21 protein-coding genes are annotated in these 18,016 nt (G+C 70.3%); 7 read left to right on the forward strand and 14 right to left on the reverse strand.

What is annotated here, in order from left to right; translation table 11 throughout:
* Positions 1-18 precede the first annotated feature (18 nt).
* Both AB8M85_RS04605 and AB8M85_RS04610 read right to left on the reverse strand, forming a co-directional pair.
* The gene (locus AB8M85_RS04605) at positions 19-1,254 is read right to left on the reverse strand and encodes an NAD(P)/FAD-dependent oxidoreductase (protein WP_372697567.1); all 1,236 of its coding nucleotides are present in this window, start codon (positions 1,252-1,254) and stop codon (positions 19-21) included.
* Positions 1,251-2,294 (reverse strand): Gfo/Idh/MocA family oxidoreductase, encoded by a 1,044-nt coding sequence (locus tag AB8M85_RS04610; RefSeq protein WP_372697568.1) that lies wholly within the window; start codon positions 2,292-2,294, stop codon positions 1,251-1,253. Before AB8M85_RS04610 ends, AB8M85_RS04605 begins: the two co-directional genes overlap by 4 nt.
* Positions 2,295-2,421: 127 nt before the next feature.
* Here AB8M85_RS04610 and AB8M85_RS04615 point away from each other — a divergent pair, with 127 nt between their 5' ends.
* On the forward strand, positions 2,422-2,871 hold the full coding sequence (locus tag AB8M85_RS04615; RefSeq protein WP_372697569.1) for a lipopolysaccharide assembly LapA domain-containing protein: 450 nt from the start codon (positions 2,422-2,424) through the stop codon (positions 2,869-2,871).
* On the opposite strand, the gene AB8M85_RS04620 is transcribed toward AB8M85_RS04615, so the two are convergent.
* Positions 2,868-3,653, reverse strand: coding sequence for a DUF4232 domain-containing protein (locus AB8M85_RS04620; RefSeq protein WP_372697570.1), 786 nt, complete (start codon positions 3,651-3,653; stop codon positions 2,868-2,870). The two genes, AB8M85_RS04615 and AB8M85_RS04620, sit on opposite strands and share 4 nt — an antisense overlap.
* 483 nt (positions 3,654-4,136) lie before the next feature.
* Positions 4,137-4,448 carry a putative quinol monooxygenase gene (locus tag AB8M85_RS04625; protein ID WP_372697571.1) on the reverse strand — a complete coding sequence of 104 codons (312 nt, stop codon included), beginning with the start codon at positions 4,446-4,448 and terminating at the stop codon, positions 4,137-4,139.
* 108 nt (positions 4,449-4,556) lie between these two features.
* Here AB8M85_RS04625 and AB8M85_RS04630 point away from each other — a divergent pair, with 108 nt between their 5' ends.
* Positions 4,557-5,498, forward strand: a complete 942-nt coding sequence (locus AB8M85_RS04630) for a GlxA family transcriptional regulator (protein ID WP_372697572.1) — start codon at positions 4,557-4,559, stop codon at positions 5,496-5,498.
* Between the two features lie 408 nt (positions 5,499-5,906).
* Positions 5,907-6,203, forward strand: a complete 297-nt coding sequence (locus AB8M85_RS04635) for a DUF503 domain-containing protein (RefSeq protein ID WP_372697573.1) — start codon at positions 5,907-5,909, stop codon at positions 6,201-6,203.
* Between the two features lie 80 nt (positions 6,204-6,283).
* On the opposite strand, the gene AB8M85_RS04640 is transcribed toward AB8M85_RS04635, so the two are convergent.
* Positions 6,284-7,468: an NADP-dependent malic enzyme gene (locus tag AB8M85_RS04640; RefSeq protein WP_372697574.1), complete on the reverse strand. Its 1,185-nt coding sequence runs from the start codon at positions 7,466-7,468 to the stop codon at positions 6,284-6,286.
* 228 nt (positions 7,469-7,696) lie between these two features.
* Positions 7,697-8,554, reverse strand: coding sequence for a carbon-nitrogen hydrolase family protein (locus tag AB8M85_RS04645; protein ID WP_372697723.1), 858 nt, complete (start codon positions 8,552-8,554; stop codon positions 7,697-7,699).
* Between the two features lie 95 nt (positions 8,555-8,649).
* On the opposite strand from AB8M85_RS04645, the gene AB8M85_RS04650 reads away from it, so the two are divergent.
* Entirely contained in the window at positions 8,650-9,072 is a 423-nt protein-coding gene (locus tag AB8M85_RS04650; protein ID WP_372697575.1) for a helix-turn-helix domain-containing protein, read from the forward strand.
* A gap of 95 nt (positions 9,073-9,167) precedes the next feature.
* Positions 9,168-10,457 (forward strand): PLP-dependent aminotransferase family protein, encoded by a 1,290-nt coding sequence (locus tag AB8M85_RS04655; protein ID WP_372697576.1) that lies wholly within the window; start codon positions 9,168-9,170, stop codon positions 10,455-10,457.
* Here AB8M85_RS04655 and AB8M85_RS04660 read toward each other — a convergent pair whose 3' ends face one another.
* Complete coding sequence (locus tag AB8M85_RS04660) at positions 10,458-11,258, reverse strand: NUDIX domain-containing protein (RefSeq protein ID WP_372697577.1); 801 nt, start codon at positions 11,256-11,258, stop codon at positions 10,458-10,460. It abuts the gene before it with no gap.
* Positions 11,251-11,637: a winged helix-turn-helix transcriptional regulator gene (locus AB8M85_RS04665; RefSeq protein WP_372697578.1), complete on the reverse strand. Its 387-nt coding sequence runs from the start codon at positions 11,635-11,637 to the stop codon at positions 11,251-11,253. Before AB8M85_RS04665 ends, AB8M85_RS04660 begins: the two co-directional genes overlap by 8 nt.
* An 80-nt stretch (positions 11,638-11,717) precedes the next feature.
* On the opposite strand from AB8M85_RS04665, the gene AB8M85_RS04670 reads away from it, so the two are divergent.
* Entirely contained in the window at positions 11,718-12,320 is a 603-nt protein-coding gene (locus AB8M85_RS04670) for an NAD(P)-dependent oxidoreductase (protein WP_372697579.1), read from the forward strand.
* A 66-nt stretch (positions 12,321-12,386) separates the two neighbouring features.
* On the opposite strand, the gene idi is transcribed toward AB8M85_RS04670, so the two are convergent.
* The 3 genes from idi to AB8M85_RS04685 form a co-directional block, all read right to left on the reverse strand.
* Positions 12,387-12,956, reverse strand: coding sequence for an isopentenyl-diphosphate Delta-isomerase (gene idi, locus AB8M85_RS04675; protein WP_372697580.1), 570 nt, complete (start codon positions 12,954-12,956; stop codon positions 12,387-12,389).
* Positions 12,957-13,008: 52 nt separating this feature from the next.
* The gene (locus AB8M85_RS04680; RefSeq protein ID WP_372697581.1) at positions 13,009-13,140 is read right to left on the reverse strand and encodes a hypothetical protein; all 132 of its coding nucleotides are present in this window, start codon (positions 13,138-13,140) and stop codon (positions 13,009-13,011) included.
* A gap of 221 nt (positions 13,141-13,361) precedes the next feature.
* Positions 13,362-13,949, reverse strand: a complete 588-nt coding sequence (locus tag AB8M85_RS04685; protein WP_372697582.1) for an MFS transporter — start codon at positions 13,947-13,949, stop codon at positions 13,362-13,364.
* A gap of 65 nt (positions 13,950-14,014) precedes the next feature.
* On the opposite strand from AB8M85_RS04685, the gene AB8M85_RS04690 reads away from it, so the two are divergent.
* Complete coding sequence (locus AB8M85_RS04690; protein ID WP_372697583.1) at positions 14,015-14,224, forward strand: hypothetical protein; 210 nt, start codon at positions 14,015-14,017, stop codon at positions 14,222-14,224.
* Between the two features lie 28 nt (positions 14,225-14,252).
* Here the strand turns inward: AB8M85_RS04690 and AB8M85_RS04695 are convergent, their stop codons facing one another.
* The 3 genes from AB8M85_RS04695 to pdhA are packed head-to-tail and all read right to left on the reverse strand — an operon-like array spanning position 14,253 to position 17,936.
* Entirely contained in the window at positions 14,253-15,758 is a 1,506-nt protein-coding gene (locus AB8M85_RS04695; protein ID WP_372697584.1) for a 2-oxo acid dehydrogenase subunit E2, read from the reverse strand.
* A gap of 40 nt (positions 15,759-15,798) precedes the next feature.
* Entirely contained in the window at positions 15,799-16,773 is a 975-nt protein-coding gene (locus AB8M85_RS04700; RefSeq protein WP_372697585.1) for an alpha-ketoacid dehydrogenase subunit beta, read from the reverse strand.
* Positions 16,770-17,936 carry a pyruvate dehydrogenase (acetyl-transferring) E1 component subunit alpha gene (gene pdhA, locus AB8M85_RS04705; RefSeq protein WP_372697586.1) on the reverse strand — a complete coding sequence of 389 codons (1,167 nt, stop codon included), beginning with the start codon at positions 17,934-17,936 and terminating at the stop codon, positions 16,770-16,772. The genes AB8M85_RS04700 and pdhA overlap by 4 nt, the downstream gene beginning before the upstream one ends.
* Positions 17,937-18,016 lie beyond the last annotated feature (80 nt).

The raw sequence follows: 18,016 nt of genomic DNA on the forward strand, positions 1-18,016 counted from the left end.
CGCCAGCCGCAGTCGGCCTCAGCGCGCCAGCTTCTTCAGGTTCACCGCCGGGTCGGCGAGCTGTGCCGGGTCGACGTGGACCCGCCGGTCGATCATTCGGCGGGCGGCACGGACGGCCAGCCCACCGTCGATGGCGGCACAGCCGGCCAGATAGCCGTCCGGGTCGAGGCGGAAGGCGATGGCCGGGACCCCGTCGATCTCGCGGATGACCGTGGTGCCCGGGCCGGTCATCGAGCCGACGCCCTCGACGTGGACCCCATGCCGGTCCGACCAGAACCAGCTGGCACCGTGGACGGGCAGCTCGGCCCCGGCGATGGCCGCGGCCGCGGTGCGGCCGGTGTTCATCGCGCTTTCCCAATGCTCGGCCCGGCGCTGCAGGACCCCGTCCGCGGTTCGGCGGCGGGCGGCGTCCCCCACCGCGTAGACCCGCGGATGGCTGGTGAGCTGCCGGTCGTCGACGATGACCCCGCCATCGACCTCCAACCCGGCGTCCACGGCGAGCGCGGTGTTGGCGGTGATGCCCACGCCGACCAGGATGGCATCGGCGGTGATGGCCTGCCCGTCGTCGAGCGTGATGAGGTGGGCACCGGCGTCGATGGTGATGGAGGCCGGGACGCCTGTCACCACCTCCAGCCCGCGTTCGGCGTGCATGTCGTGCAGCCGCCGGGCCAGCTCGGGTCCCACCGCGGGGACCAGCGGCGGATCGACCGGGTCGATGAGGATGACGTCGGCACCGAGTTCACGGGCGGCCGAGGCGGTCTCGGCCCCGATCAGCCCCGCCCCGATGACGGCCAGCCGCAGTCCCGGGCGTAGGGTGGCACGCAGCCGGTCCGCATCGGCCCGGGTGCGCAGTTCCAGCACGGTGTCCAGGTCGCCCCCGGGGATGGCCAGCCGGCGGGCGGTGCCGCCGGTGGCCAGGACCAGGAGGTCGGCCTCCAGCACGGTTCCGTCGGCCAGGTCGGCTTCGCCGGTCTCCGGGTGGATGGCGGCCACGGTCCCGGTGAGGATCTCGACGTCGTGGCGTTCACACCAGTCGGCGTCGGCCAGCAGGATGCCGGCCTGGTCCGTGTGCCCGAGCAGGTAGGCCTTGCTCAGCGGCGGGCGGTCGTAGGGCAGGCCCTCGGGGTCGACAATGCGCAGCCGGCCGGTATGGCCGAGCGCGCGCAGCTGCCGTGCCAGGGAGAACCCGGCCAGCCCGCCGCCGATGACCAGGACGGAGGAACCCGATGCACCCTGCATGTCGGCCGCGCTCATCCGCGATGACCCCGGTGGACCTGCTCGATGACGTCCAACGTGGCGAGGGCATCGGCCGGGTCCACCGGCACCGGTCCGTCGCCGTGGACCGCTGCGGCGAAACCGCGGTAGAACTCCGGGTAGTCTCCGGTCTCCGCGGGCACCGGATCCAGGGACCCGGGCACCCCCAGCCGGCCCCACTGCTCCCGGGGCACCTGCCCGTAACCGGGGTCGCTGGGCGAGGCCCCGCCGTCGAGCGCTGCCTCCTGTCCGTCCAGGCCCCAGACCTCGTAGCCGGCCCTGCTGCCCAGGACCCGGAACCGGGGCGCGGGCACGGCCACGTGCAGGCCGGTCGAGAGGTGCGACCACACCCCGGAGGTGTGCCGAATGGACACGAAGGCGTCCTCGTCGGCGTCGGAGGGGCCGCCGGAGACCCGCCGGGTCTGCCCGTGGACCTCTGCCGCCGGGCCGAACAGGGCCAGCGCCTGGTCGATGACGTGGGTGCCGAGGTCGAAGAGGACACCTCCGCCGCCGGCGATGCCGGCCGTGTCCTTCCAGTCGCGCAGCCCCGCTGGCTTCCAGCGTTCGAACCGCGATTCGAAGGTGAGCACCTCGCCCAGCGAACCGTCCGCCACCAGCCGGGACACCGTGAGGAAGTCCGCGTCCCAGCGGCGGTTCTGGAAGACGGAGAGCACGACGCCGGCTGCGGCGGCTGCGTCGAGGACGCCGCGCGCTTCGGGGGTGCTGGTGGCAAAGGGCTTGTCGACCACCACGTGCAGGCCGTGCCCGATGGCCGCCAGGGCCAGGGCAGCGTGGGTGGCCGGAGGAGTGCCGATGACCACGACGTCGAAGTCCGCGGCCCGGGCCCAGAGGGCGTCGGCGTCGGGCAGGATCCGTGCGTCGGGATGCGCTACGGAGGCCTGGGCGGCGCGTTCGGGGTTGCCCGTGACGATTGCGTCCAGCGAGTAGGCGGGGTCCGCGGCGATCAGCGGGGTGTGGAAGACGCGGCCGGACAGGCCGAATCCCAGGACGGCGGTGCGCAGTGGCGGACGGGGGTTCACGGCGGCTCCTTCGGGGGCGGATACAGCCAAACCCTACCAATGCGGCTGCCCCGAACGGCCCCGGCCCGTAAGCTGTTGCCGAAGGCCCCGGCGGCCTCGCCGCCACACGTCGAGGAAAGGGATGCACATGTCGAAGGACCCGCAGCAGAACCCGACACCGCAGCAGGACCCCCGCGATCCCGCGGAAGGCGACCTCGTGGGCGGGGCCGTGGCCGGCCGGCCCGGTGCCGAAACCACCGTGGGTGGCACCGGAACCGCTGCCCGGCGCCCCGAGGGGGCTCCACGTGCCTCGACCGAGGACCCGATGCGCGTCACGCGCAGCGGGGTCATGTGGACCGCCACGGTCCTGGCGCTGGTGCTGCTGGTCCTGCTGATCATCTTCATCGCGCAGAACACCAACACGGTGGACCTGCAGTACTTCGGGCTCCAGGGCACCGTCCAGCTGGGACTGGCCTTGTTCGTCGCGGCCGTGGGCGGCGGCATCGTCGTGGCGATCGTTGGTGCCGCGCGGATCATCCAGCTGCGTGCCATCGCCCGCAAGGGAAAGGCGAAGCCGAAGGCGCCGAAGAAGCGCTAGCCTCCGGGGGACCAGGCGGTGATCGCCACCGCTCCCCCGTCGACGATGTCCAGCGCCAACTCCCCGCCCGGCCCGTTGACGGCCAGCCGCATCCGGTCGGCCCCGGCGTACGGGGCCACGAGGACGGTGCCCGGGGTGGTCGAACCCCCCGGAGCCATGGCGTTCCAGCCCATCATCGCCGTTGCTGTCTCCCCGGGCTGCAGCACCACCACGCCCGGCCCCGGGTCCTCAGTCATGAAGGACCCGCCCCGGTAGAACAGCACGTTCATCGCGTTGCCGTCTGGGTCGTCGAAGGCGACATCGGGGTAGGTTCCGAGCCGGCAGGCCCGCGTCGAGGTGTTCTCCACCAGCAGCTGCTGCGCGCGGTGCCCCGTGGCCGCGTCGCCTCCGCCCAGGGACATCGCCACGTCGTCGCCGGCACACCAGTGCCGGCCGTCCGGATGCGGTGTTCCCGGGGCGCCGGGCTCGATCGCGTAGGTCGCGTCGGGCTGGCCGATCGGGATCGGGGCCGGCACGAGCTCGGCCGCCACCGGCACCGGGGCGGCGTTGCGGTTTGCCTCCGATGCCAGCGGCATGGCCGCCACGAGTACGACGGCGAAGCCCACTGCCGGGAGCAGCCGCACCACCGTGGTGGCCCGGCCGGTCCCGGAGCGGTTTCGCGAGCTCCAGCAGCCTGCGGAGGCGGCGATCCAGGCGGGGGCCCACCCCCACACCAGCCCCCAATAGGCGCCGGCTCCCACCTCGGGTTGGACACCGCGGACGAGGAATACCAGGCGCCCCACCGGCCAGTCCACGACGACGCCGCCGACTTGCTCGGCTTCGACGCCGCCGCAAGCTCCGGTGAAACAGTCGGTACTGGTCGGTCGTCGTCGGTCACCACCGGATGGCGGCGTCCCCCACGCTCGGCGTTTGCGCAGGTCAGCGGCTCGTTCGCCCAGTGGGCGCATCAAGCGATAGACGCAAAGCCGACGTGATTAGGTCGTCGGTTCGATTCCGACAGGCGGCTCCGGCGAAGAGCCCCTGACCTGCGGAAACGCAGGGCAGGGGCTGTTCGGTTCTGGTGGTCGCGCGATGCGCTGGCCTCACGGCTCTGCCCGACACCGACGTCGCTCTCCTCTGCGACGGACCCCTCGCAGGCTGAGCGCTCGCGGCCGGCATCCTGTCCGTGTGCCGATAGGCCTCGCACCGCTCGGCAACGCAGCGTGGCGTTGCGTCGCGACCTGGCGACGGCTCGGCGGGGCGCGATCGTCTCGTGCGTTGGCGGACTACGGGAGCTTGGACGCGAGGACGTCGGCCGCCAGGATCTCGGGTGCTGCGCCGAGGAGGTGCTGGTTGGCCATCAGGGCTGCGACGATGGCGCCGTTGGCGTGGGCGTCGCGAGCGGCCTCGTCGGGGAATGCATCGAAGATCCAGAAGGTGTCGGCGTTGGTCCTGACCGCGAACCAGACAATCGTTCCTACTTCATCGTTGGCGAGCGCGACAGCGCCGGCGAGCAGATCGGCGAGCGCGTCGTGCTGTCCATCGGCCGCGACGATCTTGGCGACGAAGGCATACGGAAGTGATGCGGGTGTTGACATGAGGGGTTCTCCTAGGTGCCGAGGTTTCTTGGTGAAGCGATTTCAGTGTATGACGAGCAAGGGCATGTGAGAAGTGGCGTATACGGCAGTATTGCTATTGTTTACGTCATGCGTATCGGACTGATCGCGATCGACGGCTGCTTCGGTTCGGCTATCGCGTCGATCATCGACATCGTGCGGGTGGCCGACGGAGCCCGCGGCGATGTCGACCCGCGGATCGACCCGATCGAACTCGCCATCCTCGGACCGAAACGGCGAGTGACCACGACGGCATCGATGACCCTGTCGGTGGACCACCCGCTGTCGGAGTCCGGAGAGTTCGACGTGGTCGTCGTCCCTGCGCTTGGAACCCTTACGGCCGCCGCTACCAACGACGTCCTCCAGAGCCGAGATGCTCGTTCGGTCATCGCCTCGCTCGGGCGCCTCGACGAGGCGACCACCCGGATCGCCGCGGCGTGCACCGGCGTGTTCGCCGTCGCCGAGACCGGACGGATGCATCATCGGCGGGCGACGACCAGCTGGTTCCTGGGGCCGGAGTTCCTGAAGCGCTATCCGACCGTCGCCCTCGATCTCGACACCATGGTCGTGGTCGACGGGAACCTCGTCACCGCCGGCGCCGCCTTCGCCCACATCGACCTCGCGCTCTCACTCGTGCGATCGATCAGCCCCGACCTGGCCCAACATGTCGCCAAGCTCCTCATCATCGACGAGCGTCCGTCGCAGGCGGCCTTCGTCGCCTACGAACATTTCCGGCACGAGGACCCGATCGTCGTCGAGTTCGAACGCTTCGTGCGCGCCCGCCTGGACGAACCGTTCAACGTCGCCTTCGTCGCGCAGTCGCTCGGCACCAGCCGGCGCACCCTCGAACGACGAGTCCGTGCGGCGCTCAACCTCACTCCGCTCGGCTTCGTCCAACGGCTTCGCATCGAACGAGCTCGGCACCTCTCAGCAACCACGGACCTCACCTCCGCCGAGATCGCGCTACGGGTCGGCTACGCGAACGCCGAGACTCTGCGCTCCCTCCTGCGCAGGGAGCGACGCCGTTCCTGACCTATCGCCATGCCTTAGAACCACCTCTCAGCACGTCGCGTCGACGCTCCTGCGTCGCCCCTGGACGCCCCACTCGACACGCCCGCAGCACAGGCCATGCGACGTGCCCCGGCTTCCCGGACGGTCAGGGTTAGGTGGCTATGATGTCGCTGCGTTCTCGTCGAGAGGATCAGCAGACCCGATCAGGGTCGATTGGGATGAGACGCGAAGGCGGTCAGGTCAGGGCGGCCGAAGCCGGCCGGCGGGGTAGCGTCGGTCACGTCGAGGTCTTTCGGATGGATGGCGTAGGAACCTCCATCGTCGGGAGACCTCGACGTCTATCTGCGGACCGACGCGCCCGGCTGACCTACACCCTCATCTGGGAAGAGCCCCGTTGCCGATGCCTTCGGCCCGGTGGATGATGGGGGCATGTGGTTCGGGTGGATCGAAGTCGACCTGTTGCTCGGCGATGTGCACTCCCTGAAGGCCAAGCGTGCGGTCATCCGGCCCATCCTGGCCGAAGTGCGCCGGCGCTTCGAGGTCTCCGTCGCCGAAACCGGCCGCCAGGACCTCCATCGCCGCGCCGAGCTGTCGGCAGGGGTGGTGGCAGCAGATGCCCGCCACGTGGTCGAGGTGCTCGACGGCATCGAACGGCTGGTCGCCGGCCGGCCCGAGGTCGCGTTCCTGGGCGCCCGGCGCCGGCTGCACTCCTCCGAGGACGAGTAGGCGCTGTACCGGCGTAGCCCAGGAGGCCCACGCAACGGGCGGGGCACCGGGGTGCCCCGCCCGCGCGTCGTCCTGTCGTGCTACTGCTGGGACGCGGCGGCCACCGCCGCGGCCACCGCCGCGGCGACCCGAGGATCCAGCGGGGAGGGGACGATGAAGTCCGGTGCCAGGTCCTCGGCGGCCAGATCCGCGATGGCCATGGCAGCGGCAATCTTCATCTCGCCGGTGATGCGGCGTGCTCCGGCGTCGAGCGCGCCACGGAAGATCCCCGGGAAGGCCAGCACGTTGTTAATCTGGTTCGGAAAGTCGCTGCGCCCGGTCGCCACGACGGACGCGTAGCGTGCCGCGACGTCGGGCATGACCTCCGGGTCCGGGTTGGACAGGCCGAAGATGATCGCATCCTCGTTCATCCCGGCAAGGTCCTCTTCGGGGACGGTCGAGGAGGAGACGCCGACGAACGCATCGGCGCCGTCGAGGGCCTCGCGGATCCCGCCCATGATGCCGTCGCGGTTGGTGGTGGCGGCGTACTTGGCCTTGATGGGGTTCAGGTCGTCGCGGTCGCGGTGGATGACGCCCTTCGAGTCCAGCAGGATGACGTCCCCGACGCCGACGTTGACCAGGATGTCGGCGATGGCGATGCCTGCGGCACCGGCCCCGGAGACGACGACGCGCAGGTCGGCCAGCTGCTTGCCGACCACGCGGGCTGCGTTGGTCAGGGCGGCCAGGACGACGACGGCGGTGCCGTGCTGGTCGTCGTGCATCACGGGGCAGTCGAGGGCCTCGATGAGCCGCTCCTCGAGCTCGAAGCAGCGCGGTGCGGAGATGTCCTCGAGGTTAACGGCTCCGAAGCTGGGCCGCAGCCGGATGAGCGTTTCGATGATCTCGTCGACGTCGGTGGTCTCGAGGACCAGCGGGATGGAGTTCAGGCCGCCGAAGTTCTTGAACAGGGCGGACTTGCCCTCCATCACCGGCAGCGAGGCGGCGGCGCCGATGTTGCCCAACCCCAGGACGGCGGTGCCGTCGGAGACAACGGCGACCAGGCGGGAGGCCCAGGTGTGCGTGGCGTGCTTGGCGGGGTCGGCGGCGATCGCGCGGGACACCTGGGCAACACCCGGCGTGTAGGCGATGGAGAGGGCGCGGGTGGAATCCAGCGGCATGGTGGACTCGACGGAGAGCTTGCCGCCCTCGTGCGCGGAGAAGATGTCGGCTTCGACGATGGGCGCCGTCGTGGTCGGGGAGGATTCGGGGGTGGTCATGGTGGACATGGGGATGCTCCTGGTGAAAGTCAGCTGATCGGGACGCGGGCATGGCACGGATTCCGCGGGCTGCGCACCGGCGCGTCACGTCGCGTGCGGCGGGCGGCCTGCCCTGCTCTGCGGAGGCCGGCCAGGGGTGGTGGCTCGCGGCGCTTGCGCAGTGGTCAGTACTTTCTTTAGACCGTTGCACCCACAGTAAGGCATCGGGCCGGTCCACCCAACCTCCGGCGCCGGACTTTACGCCGGGTTCGCCGCCGTGCCGGTCTTCGTGCCCGTCGGTGCTGCCGCCGTGCCGGAGGCGTCGAAGGCCCGCGCGTTGGCCAGCACCGGCAGCGTGGCGCGGGCCGCGTCGAGGCCCTCGACGTCGAGCTCGACGATGGTCAGCGAGGGGCCCGGGTCGCTGGCGGCCAGCGTCTGGCCCAGCGGGGAGATGACGGCGCTGTGTCCGACGCCGAGCGGCGCGGTGCCGGAGGCCGGGCGGCCGCTGGCGTTGGGGTCGGCCTGGTCGCAGGCGATGACAAAGGTGGTGGTGTCCAGTGCGCGGGCCCGGATGAGCGCGTCCCACTGTGCTGCCTTTCCCGGGCCGTCCCCCCACGAGGCGCAGACGATGTTCACTGCGGCCCCGGCTGCGGTCGTGGCGCGATAGAGGTCCGGGAAGCGCACGTCGTAGCAGGTCGACAGGCCGAACACGGTGTCCTGGACCTCGAAGGTGGCGATCGAGTCCCCGGCGGTCAAGGCGTCGGATTCGGCGAACCCGAAGGCGTCGTAGAGGTGGATCTTGTCGTAGCTGGCTTCCACCCCGGGACCGGTGGCCAGGAGCGTGTTGCGCACCCTCCCGCCTTCCCCAGGGGTGAACATGCCGTGCACCGTGACGATGCCGAGCTCGGCGGACAGGGCGCGGATCCGGTTCGCCCAGGGCCCGTCGAGCGGTTCGGCCACCGCGGTGAGCGGGTTGCCGAAGGCGCACATGGTCGCCTCGGGGAAGACCACGACGGCGGCACCCGCCTCGCGGGCGCGCCGCGCCTGGTCACGGACCAGGTCGAAGTTCGCCTCCAGATCCGCGGTGGAGTTGAGCTGGGCGAGCGCGATCGTCAACGTCATGTCCCGACTGTCCCATATCCGGGCCCATATCCGGGGCCCTGGGACATACGGGCCTGCCGCTGGGGCCGTCGGCACGGCATGATGGGACCATGCCACAGGAGACCACGGCCCTCACGAAGACCACCCAGCACGAGGCGCTGGCCCCGGCCGACGCCGCCCGCCTGGGGGCTGCCCTGGCCGAATCCCCCGATGCGACGGTGTTCGTCAACGGGACCGCGGTGCGCCTGCCCCCGGCGGCCACCGACGCCGTGCTGGACCTGCTGGGCCGGCTGGCCGGTGGGGAGGCCGTGGTGTTGAGCACCGCGGACCGGTGGCTGAACACCTCGCAGGCCGCGCGGCTGGCAGGGGTGTCCAACACCTACATGCGCAACCTCACCGACGCCGGGACGATCGCGGTGGAGTACCGGGGCAGCCACCGCAGGATCAGGCCCGCCGACGTGGCTGCCTGGGTGGCGGCCCGGGATGCGGCCCGCGAGAACCGGGCACCGGGCCCCGGTGAGGCGCCCGCGTAGGCCCGGCTCCGCCGTCGTCCGCGGCAGGGCAGCCGCAAATAAGCCCAGCAGGGAACAGCTGTTGCCTCCCGGTGAACCGTTGTTACCATGTGAGGGTGACCACACCGCAGAACACCCCCGACCATGAATCGCTGCCGACCGAATCGGAGGTCGCCCTCGAACGCGCGCAGGCCTCGGCCCGCCACGAGAGCCTGTTCTCCGCGCGCGCGGCCGGCATCAAGCAGTCCGCCGTGCGCGACGTCTTCGACATCTCGCTGAGCCCGGGGCTGGTCTCGCTCGCCGGCGGCAACCCGTACCTGGCATCGCTCCCGCTGGAGAAGATCGGCCAGATGGCCCACCAGCTCATCGCCGAGCAGGGCATGACGGCCCTGCAGTACGGCGGCGGCAAGGGCACCGTGGAGCTGCGCGAGCACATCTGCCAGGTCATGGCGGAAGAGGGCATCACCGGCGTCGACCCCGACGACATCGTGGTCACCACCGGCTCGCAGTCGGCCCAGGACGTGGCGTGCAAGGTCTTCTGCGATCCGGGCGACGTGGTGCTGTGCGAGGACCCGACGTACGTGGGCGCGTTGAACACCTTCGAGGCCCACCAGATCGAGGTCGAATCGGTCCCGATGGACGAGCACGGGCTGGTCCCCGACCAGCTGCGCTCCCGCATCGCCGAGGTCAACGAGCGTGGCGGTCGCATCAAGTTCCTCTACACGATCCCGAACTTCAACAACCCCTCGGGCATCTCGCTGGCGGCCGAACGCCGGCAGGAGATCGTGGACATCTGCCGCGAGGCCAACATCCTGGTCCTCGAGGACAACCCCTACGGGCTGCTCAAGTTCGACGGCGAGCCGTACGCCCCGCTGCGCGCGGGCAACCCGGACGACGTCATCTACATGGGCTCGTTCTCCAAGATCCTGGCCCCGGGGCTGCGCATCGGCTGGGCGCTGCTGCCGGCGCACCTGACCCGGCGGTTCTACCTGGCCAGCGAGGCCGTGGTGCTCTGCCCGCCGACGCTGAACCAGCTGCTGATCACCAGCTACCTCGACGGGCACGATTGGCGCGGGCAGATCGCCACCTACCGCAGCCTGTACGCCGAACGCTGCGCCACGATGCTTGCCGCGCTCGAGGAGCACATGCCCGAGGGCGTGGAATGGACGACGCCGGATGGCGGCTTCTTCATCTGGGTCACCCTGCCGGCCGGGATCGACACCTACCCCCTGCTGGCCGAGGCGATCGAGGGCGGCGTGGTCTTCATCCCCGGGGCCGCCTTCACCCCGGGCGACGAGCCGAACAACCGCCTGCGGCTGGCCTTCAGCGCCGTGGAGCCGGAGAAGATCACCGAGGGCGTCCGGCGCCTGGCGGACGTGCTGCGCCGCGCCATCGACGCCGCCTGATCAACCTTCGCGGGGTGTCCGTTCCCTGACCCAGGGCAGCGAACCGAGGTGGACGCGGTTGCGCGCCCCGGCGGGCCCGGCCAACCCGCCGACGTCGTAGGCCTCGTCGCCGGCCCAGGCCACGATCGGGCGGCCCTGCTCGTCAACGGTGCGCAGGCTGCGGAAATCCGCGGGCGGGCGGCTTCGCGCTGCCTCGACCGCTCCCGCTGCGCTGTCCTGCCGGGCCAGCCAGCGCAGCGTCATCCACGTGGGCGGCACCAGGCTGATGGCACCCTCCCCGTGGCGCTGCAGTGCTTCGGCGGGCGTCAGCCAGGCATGGTCGACATGCTCGTCGGGACTCAGGCGCAGATGCTGCGAGGACCCGGCGTCCACGATGGCGAGGAAAAACCAGGTCCGGAGGCGCTTCGGGGCCGTCGGCGGCGGGGTCCACATCGAGAAGCCCGCCAGCTCCGCCTCCAGGACCTCCAGTCCGGTCTCCTCAAAGGTCTCGCGTACACCCGCGCGCAGCGCGGCAGCCAACAGCGGATCCGGGGCACCGCCGTCGTGCAGGTCGGGAACCGGGTGTCCGGCGGCGCGTGCCACTTCGGGATCGGTTTGCGCGGCCACCGCTTCACGATCCTCGTGGTCGACGTGGCCGCCCGGGAAGACCCAGGCGCCGGCGAAGGATCCCCGGTGCGACGGGCGTTCGAGCAGGAGCACCTCCGGGCCGCGCGGCGATTCGCGCAGCAGGACCACGGTGGCGGCGTCGCCGTGCAGTTCGGGTTCGGGCGCGGCATCCGGCTCCGGTAGGGACTCAGGCACGGGAGGCTTCCTGCCGGTCGTCGTAGACCTCGCGGCAGGCGAGGATGGCGTCTGCGTGCGTCTCGGCCCAGGCGCGGACGGCGTCGAGCGGTTCCAGCAGCGTCGCGCCCAGCTCGGTGAGGGCGTAGTCGACGCGGGGCGGGACCTGGGCGTAGACGGTGCGCGCAACAAGCCCGTCACGTTCGAGCGCGCGCAGGGTTTGCGTCAGTACCTTGGGGGTAACGCCTCCCACCGCCGACCGGATCGCCGTGAACCGTCCCGGCCCGGCCTTGAGCGTCTGCATGACCAGGGGCGTCCACTTGTCGCCGATGCGTTGCAGGACCAGACGGGACGGGCAGTCGACGTCCATGACGTCGAAGGGGCGGTCGATGGTATCCATTGGGGTACTTTATGACGTTGAGGTACCGGGTATCAAATGCATAGCATCGAGACATCAGCCATCCAGGAGAGGGATTCACCATGAAGATCGCCGTTTACGGAGCCACCGGAATGGTCGGCAGCCAGATCGTCAACGAGGCCGTGGCCCGCGGACACGAGGTCACCGCCGTTTCGCGCTCGGGTCGGGCCGTGGACGGCGCGGCATCCGCCACCGCCGAGCTGGGCGACCTCGCGGCCTACCGGGCCCTGGCAGCCGACCACGACGTCGTGGTCTTTTCCGTTCCGCCGTCGCGTGAGGGCGGGGATCCGCAGGACTTCATCGACGCGCACGAGGAGATCAGCGAGACCCTGGTCCCGGCCCGCGTCTTCGTCGTCGGCGGCGCCGGCAGCACCATGGTCGATGGCGGGCTGCTCGTGGACCAGCCGGGCTTCCCCCCGGAATACGAAGCCGAATCCCGCGCCATGGTCGCGGTGATGGAGAACTACAACTCGGCCTCCGGCCTGGACTGGACGATGCTTGCCCCGGCGCCGGTGATTGCCCCGGGCGAACGAACGGGCACCTACACGCTCGGCGCCGACTCGCCCGTGGGCGACGCCATCTCCACGCAGGACTTCGCGGTGGCCGTGCTCGACGAGCTGGAGGACCCCCAGCACCGGCACCGCCGCTTCACCGTCGCGAACTAGCCCGGTACCGCAATGGCCTCGCAGCCGGGTGTGCTGCGGGGCCATTCGGTGTCTGCTGACTGGTGCCTACTGGTGTGGGGCCAGGTAGTCGATGCCGCGCGATGCAAAGTCGGACATCTGCAGGACAAGCCAGGGGCTGAAGGCCCAGGGTGCAGCGGCCACCGCGGCGACCAGCTCAGCCGGAGCGACCCACCGGTGTTCGGCCACCTCGCTCTCCCGTGGTTCCGGCTCGCCGGCCGCCAGGGCGAAATGGACGGGGCAGAATTCGTTCTCGACGATGCCGGACGCGTCCTCGGCGCGGTACGCGAACTCCGGCAGGACCTCCACGACGGCCCCCAGTTCCAGACCGAGTTCGTAGCGTGCACGACGCCGGACCGCCTCCTCGCCGGCCTCCCCTGGTGCAGGGTGCCCGCAGACCGAGTTGGTCCACACCCCGGGCCAGGCCTGCTTCGCCAGGGATCGACGCGTGACCAGCACGCGTCCGTCCGGCGCGAAGACGTGGCAGGAGAAGGCCAGATGCAACGGCGTCGTGCGGGTATGGACCTCGGATTTTGCGGCCGTTCCGATGGGCTCGTGGCGTGCATCCAGCAGCACCACGCTCTCCTGCGGCCGTCGTCGCGGCGCTTGTGCCGTCACGTGTACTCCTGCCCGTGGTTCCGCCGGTGTCGACCGGATGTCCACTGGAACCCTAGTCGATGCGCGAGGCGTCCGCCGCTTTGGTGCGGGTGGTGTGCAGCTGGTTGATCTCCTCGAGGCTGCGCTTGCTGGTTTCCTTCGCGGTCAGGGCGGAGGCACCCGAGAGGATGCACATGGCGCTCACGAAGATGCCCGGGCCAGGCCGGTGGCGCGGACGCGCGTCGGGAACATCTCCCCGTAGAAGGCCGGCCAGATGGCATTGGCGAAGGAGTAGGCAATGCCGGACATCTACACACCGACGATGAAGATCAGGGGCCAGTTGCCGGCGGTGATGGCTGTCAGGTACGGGTAGATGAGGATCGCCGGGTCGATCGTTCTGGCGATGAACAGCGGCTTGCGCCCGAGCTAGTCGGAGACCATGGCCGCCAGCGGGATGGCGAAGAGCGCGACGAAGTTGGTCACGACCGTCACCCACAGCATGGTGGCACGGTCGCGGCCGATGCCGTTGGTGGCGTAGCTGATCGACCAGACGGTGAAGACCATGCTGACGGTATTGATCATCGCGGCAGCGGCGATGCGCAGCACGGCGGTTTTGTGGTGGCGGAAGGTCGCAGCCAGCGGGGTCTTGTGGACAACCGTCTCATTCGCTTCGCGGAAGGCTGGCGGCTCTTCCAGCTTGCGCCGGATGATGTAGGCGGTGACGACCACGACGGCGGAGAGCCAGAACGGCACGCGCCAACCCCACGACAGCAGCTGTTCCTGCGGAAGCGTGGCGAAGGGGATGAACACGCCGGTGGCCAGCAAGGTACCGAACTGGGTGCCCTGCAGGGTCCAGCTGGTGGTCACACCGCGCCGGTGGTCGCTGGCGTGCTCGAGCGAGACGGAGATCGCGGACGCCGGCTCACCCGATGCCGAGCGGCCCTGGTGACGCGGCGTCGTTGGGCCCGGCGCGGCGGGGTGTTCCCGGCCATCCGTTGACGGGCGCCAGGGCACGTGCCTACCGTGAAGCCACCCGGCCGACCACGGCCGGGACCGCTCCACCTCCATGGGTTGGCACCATGGCATCCACAGCGCGGCGATCGCCACTGCTGCCGCTGGCCATCCTGTCGATCCTGCTGGCCTGCGGATTCACCCTCGACGACGGCGTCGTCACCTGGTACTGGGAACGGGCCCCCTGGGTCGCCCCGGCCCTCGTTGCCGTCGGGGTGGGCCTGGGGACGGCGTTCTTCCTCCGCCGAACGCGGCACCGGGGTCGGCACAGCACCTGAGGCAGCCCGGCTGCACCTCCAGTGGCGGTTAGTCGAGCAGGAGCGCAGGCTCCTCCATGATGGCGGCGACGTCGGCCATGAACCGCGCCGAGAGGTCCCCGTCGACGACCCGGTGGTCGAAGCTGCCCCCCAGGGTGGTGATCCAGCGCGGGATGACCTCGCCGGAGACGACCCAGGGCTTCTGCCGGATGGTGCCGAAGGCGACGATGGCCACCTCCCCCGGGTTGATGATCGGGGTACCGGTGTCGATGCCCAGGGCGCCGATGTTGGTCACGGTCAGCGACCCGCCACGCATCGCCTCCGGCGTGGTCTTCCCCTCGCGGGCGGTGACCGCCAACTCGTTGAGGGCGATGGCCAGTTCCTTCAGGCCGAGGTCCTGGGCGTCCTTGATGTTCGGGACCAGCAGGCCACGCGGCGTGGCAGCGGCGATGCCGAGGTTCATGTAGTGCTTGACGTGGATCTCGGCGGATCCGTCGGGTTGCTCGACCCAACTCGCGTTGACGCTGGGGTTGCGGGCGGCGGCCCAGATGACGGCCTTAGCCAGGATCAGCAGCGGGGAGACCTTGATGCCCTCGAAGTCCCGGGACTTCTTGAGCCGCTGCGTGAACTCCATGGTGCGGGAGGCATCGACGTCGACGAAGATGCTCACATGCGGGGCGGTCGTGGCAGATTCCACCATGGCCTTCGCCGTCGCCTTGCGCACCCCGCGGACCGGCTCACGGGTCACCCGGTCCTCGTCGACCGTTCCGGGCATCCAGAACGTCGGCGCCTGGTCCTGCTCGGCCTCGCGTTGGGCCTGGTAGGAGATCAGATCCTCGCGGGTGATCTCCCCCCGGCCGCCGGTGCCGCGGACCTTGGACAAGTCGATGCCCAGTTCCTTGGCGATCTTGCGCACCGGCGGCTTGGCCAGGACACGGTCCAGCAGCTGGCTCACGGACTGTCGCGCGGCCAGCGCACGGGCCCCGGCGGTGGGGGCGGGCGCTGCGGATGCCTGTGCCGCAGGGACCGGCACGGCCGCGGGGGTGCCGGTGACGGGGACCGGTGGCGTCGTGGATTCAGCGACCGGGCGGGCGCTCGATGGAGCCGGCCTCTGTCCGGCGACCGGACCGGAATCAGGGGTTCCGCGGGAGGTGCGCGGCCGCCGTCGTACTGGATCCGCCTTCGGGCCCGATCCGACCAGCGGGCCGGGTGCCTTGTCCTCCTCGGGCCCGCCTGCCGGTTCCGCCGGCTCGGCGACCGGTTCGGGGGCCACCGGGGCACTCTCGACGCCGGGTTCCTGCGGGGCGGGGATCTCGAGCCCGGTCTCGTCGACGGAGAAGAGCGGCTGGCCGACCTCGACGGTTTGGCCCTCCGCGGCATGCAGCTCGGTCACGACGCCGGCATACGGGCTGGGCAGCTCCACCAGCGACTTGGCGGTTTCGATCTCCACGAAGACCTGGTTGGTCTCCACGGTGTCGCCGGGCTTGACCTTCCAGGAGGCGATGTCGGCCTCGGTCAGGCCCTCGCCGACGTCCGGCAGGTTGAAGGTACTCATGGATGGCTCCTTGGGCGGGCTGGTCGGGGTGCCGGATGGCTCAGTAGTCGAAGGAACGGTCCAGGGCGTCGAGCAGCTTGTCGATGTCCGGCAGGTACTGCTCCTCCACCTTGGCGACCGGGTAGGGCATGTGGAATCCACCGACCCGGATCACGGGCGCCTCGAGCGAGAGGAAGGCGCGCTCGGAGACGCGGGCCGCGATCTCGCCGCCGATCCCGCCGAACGTCGGCGCCTCGTGGGTGACGATGAGGCGGCCTGTCTTCTGCACCGAGGCGACCACGGTGTCGAAGTCGATGGGGCTGATCGAGCGCAGGTCGACGACCTCAATGCTGCGCCCGTCCTCGGTCGCGGCCTCGGCGGCGGCCAGGGCCACCGGGACGAGGGGCCCGTAGGTGACGATCGTGGCGTCGGCGCCTTCCCGGACGACCTGGGCGCTGAAGGCGTCCTGCGCCGGGGTCTCGGTGTCGACCTCGCCCTTGAGCCAATAGCGGCGCTTGGGCTCGAAGAAAATCACCGGGTCCAGGCAGGCGGCGGCCTGCTGGATCATCCAGTAGGCATCGTTCGGGTTGGACGGGGTGACGATGCGCAACCCGGCCGTGTGGGCGAAGAGGGCCTCCGGTGACTCCGAGTGGTGCTCGATGGAACCGATGCCGCCGCCGTAGGGGATGCGCACGACGACGGGGGCCCCGAAACGCCCTTCGGAACGCGCGCGCATCTTGGCCAGCTGGGTGGTGATCTGGTTGAAGCCGGGGAAGACGAAGCCGTCGAACTGGATCTCGGCGATCGGCGAGTATCCCCGCAGGCTCATCCCGATGGAGGTGCCGATGATCCCCGCCTCGGCAAGCGGGGAATCGACGACCCGGTCGGTCCCGAAGTCCGCCATCAGGCCCTCGGTGATCCGGTAGACGCCGCCGAGCCGGCCGATATCCTCGCCGATCAGCAGCGACTTGGGGTTCTCCTCCAGCACCCGCCGCAACCCGGAGGACAGGGCCTTGGCCATGGTCATGGTCGTCATCGGGACTCCCCCTGCTGCTGGTCGGCGGTCATCGCGTCGGCGTCGGCAAATCCGGCCTCGTACCGGCGGTGGAACTCCAGCTCCTCGCGGATCAGCGGGTGCGCCTCGGCGTACACGTTCTCGAAGGACTGCGCCAGCGTCGGGGCGGGGAAGGCCAGCGCCTCGCGGCGCACGCGGGCCGCCATCTCGTCGCCGTCGACGGCCAGCTGGGCGAAGAACGCGTCGTCGACCAGGCCCTGGGCGCGCAGGTACTTCTCGAGCCGGATCAGCGGGTCCTTGAGGACCCACGGCTCCTCGTCCACGGGCGTGCGGTATTTGGTCGGGTCATCGGCGGTGGTGTGCGCGCTCATGCGGTAGGTCTGGGCCTCGATGAGCACCGGTCCCCCGCCCCTGCGGGCATGTTCCAGCGCCCAGCGGGTGACGGCGTAGACCGCCAGGATGTCGTTGCCGTCCACGCGGATGCCCGGGAAGCCGTAGCCGGCCGCGCGTTGGGCCAGCGGCACCCGTGACTGGACCTCGAACGGGACCGAGATGGCCCACTGGTTGTTCTGGCAGAAGAAGACGACCGGTGCCTGGTTGCTTGCGGCGAAGACCATCGACTCGTGGGTTTCCCCTTCCGAGGAGGAGCCGTCGCCGAAGTAGGCCACCACCGCGGTGCCCTCGGCGGCGAGCCGTTCGGTGTCCCACCCGGCCTGGTCACGCTGGATGCCCATGGCGTACCCCGTGGCATGGGGCATCTGGGCCGCGAGGACCATTGTGTACATGTGGAAGTTGTTCTCCCGCGGGTCCCATCCGCCATTGGAGATGCCGCGGAAGATGCGCAGCATCTGCGGGAAGTCCACATCACGGGTGAGGGCCACGCCGTGTTCGCGATAGGTCGGGAAGATGTAGTCACGCGCCTCGGTGGCGCGTCCCGATCCGATTTGCGCGGCCTCTTGGCCACGCAGCGGCACCCAGAGGGCCAGCTGTCCCTGCCGTTGCAGGGCGGTGGCCTCCTGGTCGAAGCGCCGGGTCAACGCCATGTCCCGGTAGAAGCCGCGCAGCCGCTCCGCATCCACCTCCGCGAGATAGGGCGAATACTCGCCCTCCGACAGGAGCTCTCCGTCGGGCGTGAGCAACTGGACCATGTCGGTTGCCGCCGTCGCCTGTGCGGTTGAGGTCATGCGCGTGGGTACCCTTCGCTTGGAAATATGCCCCCTACGGCATGCATTCCGCAGGGGGCATATAACGGAAATACCCCTCC

The sequence above is a fragment of the Arthrobacter sp. JSM 101049 genome, assembly GCF_041679245.1.
Classification (GTDB): Bacteria; Actinomycetota; Actinomycetes; order Actinomycetales; family Micrococcaceae; genus Arthrobacter_H.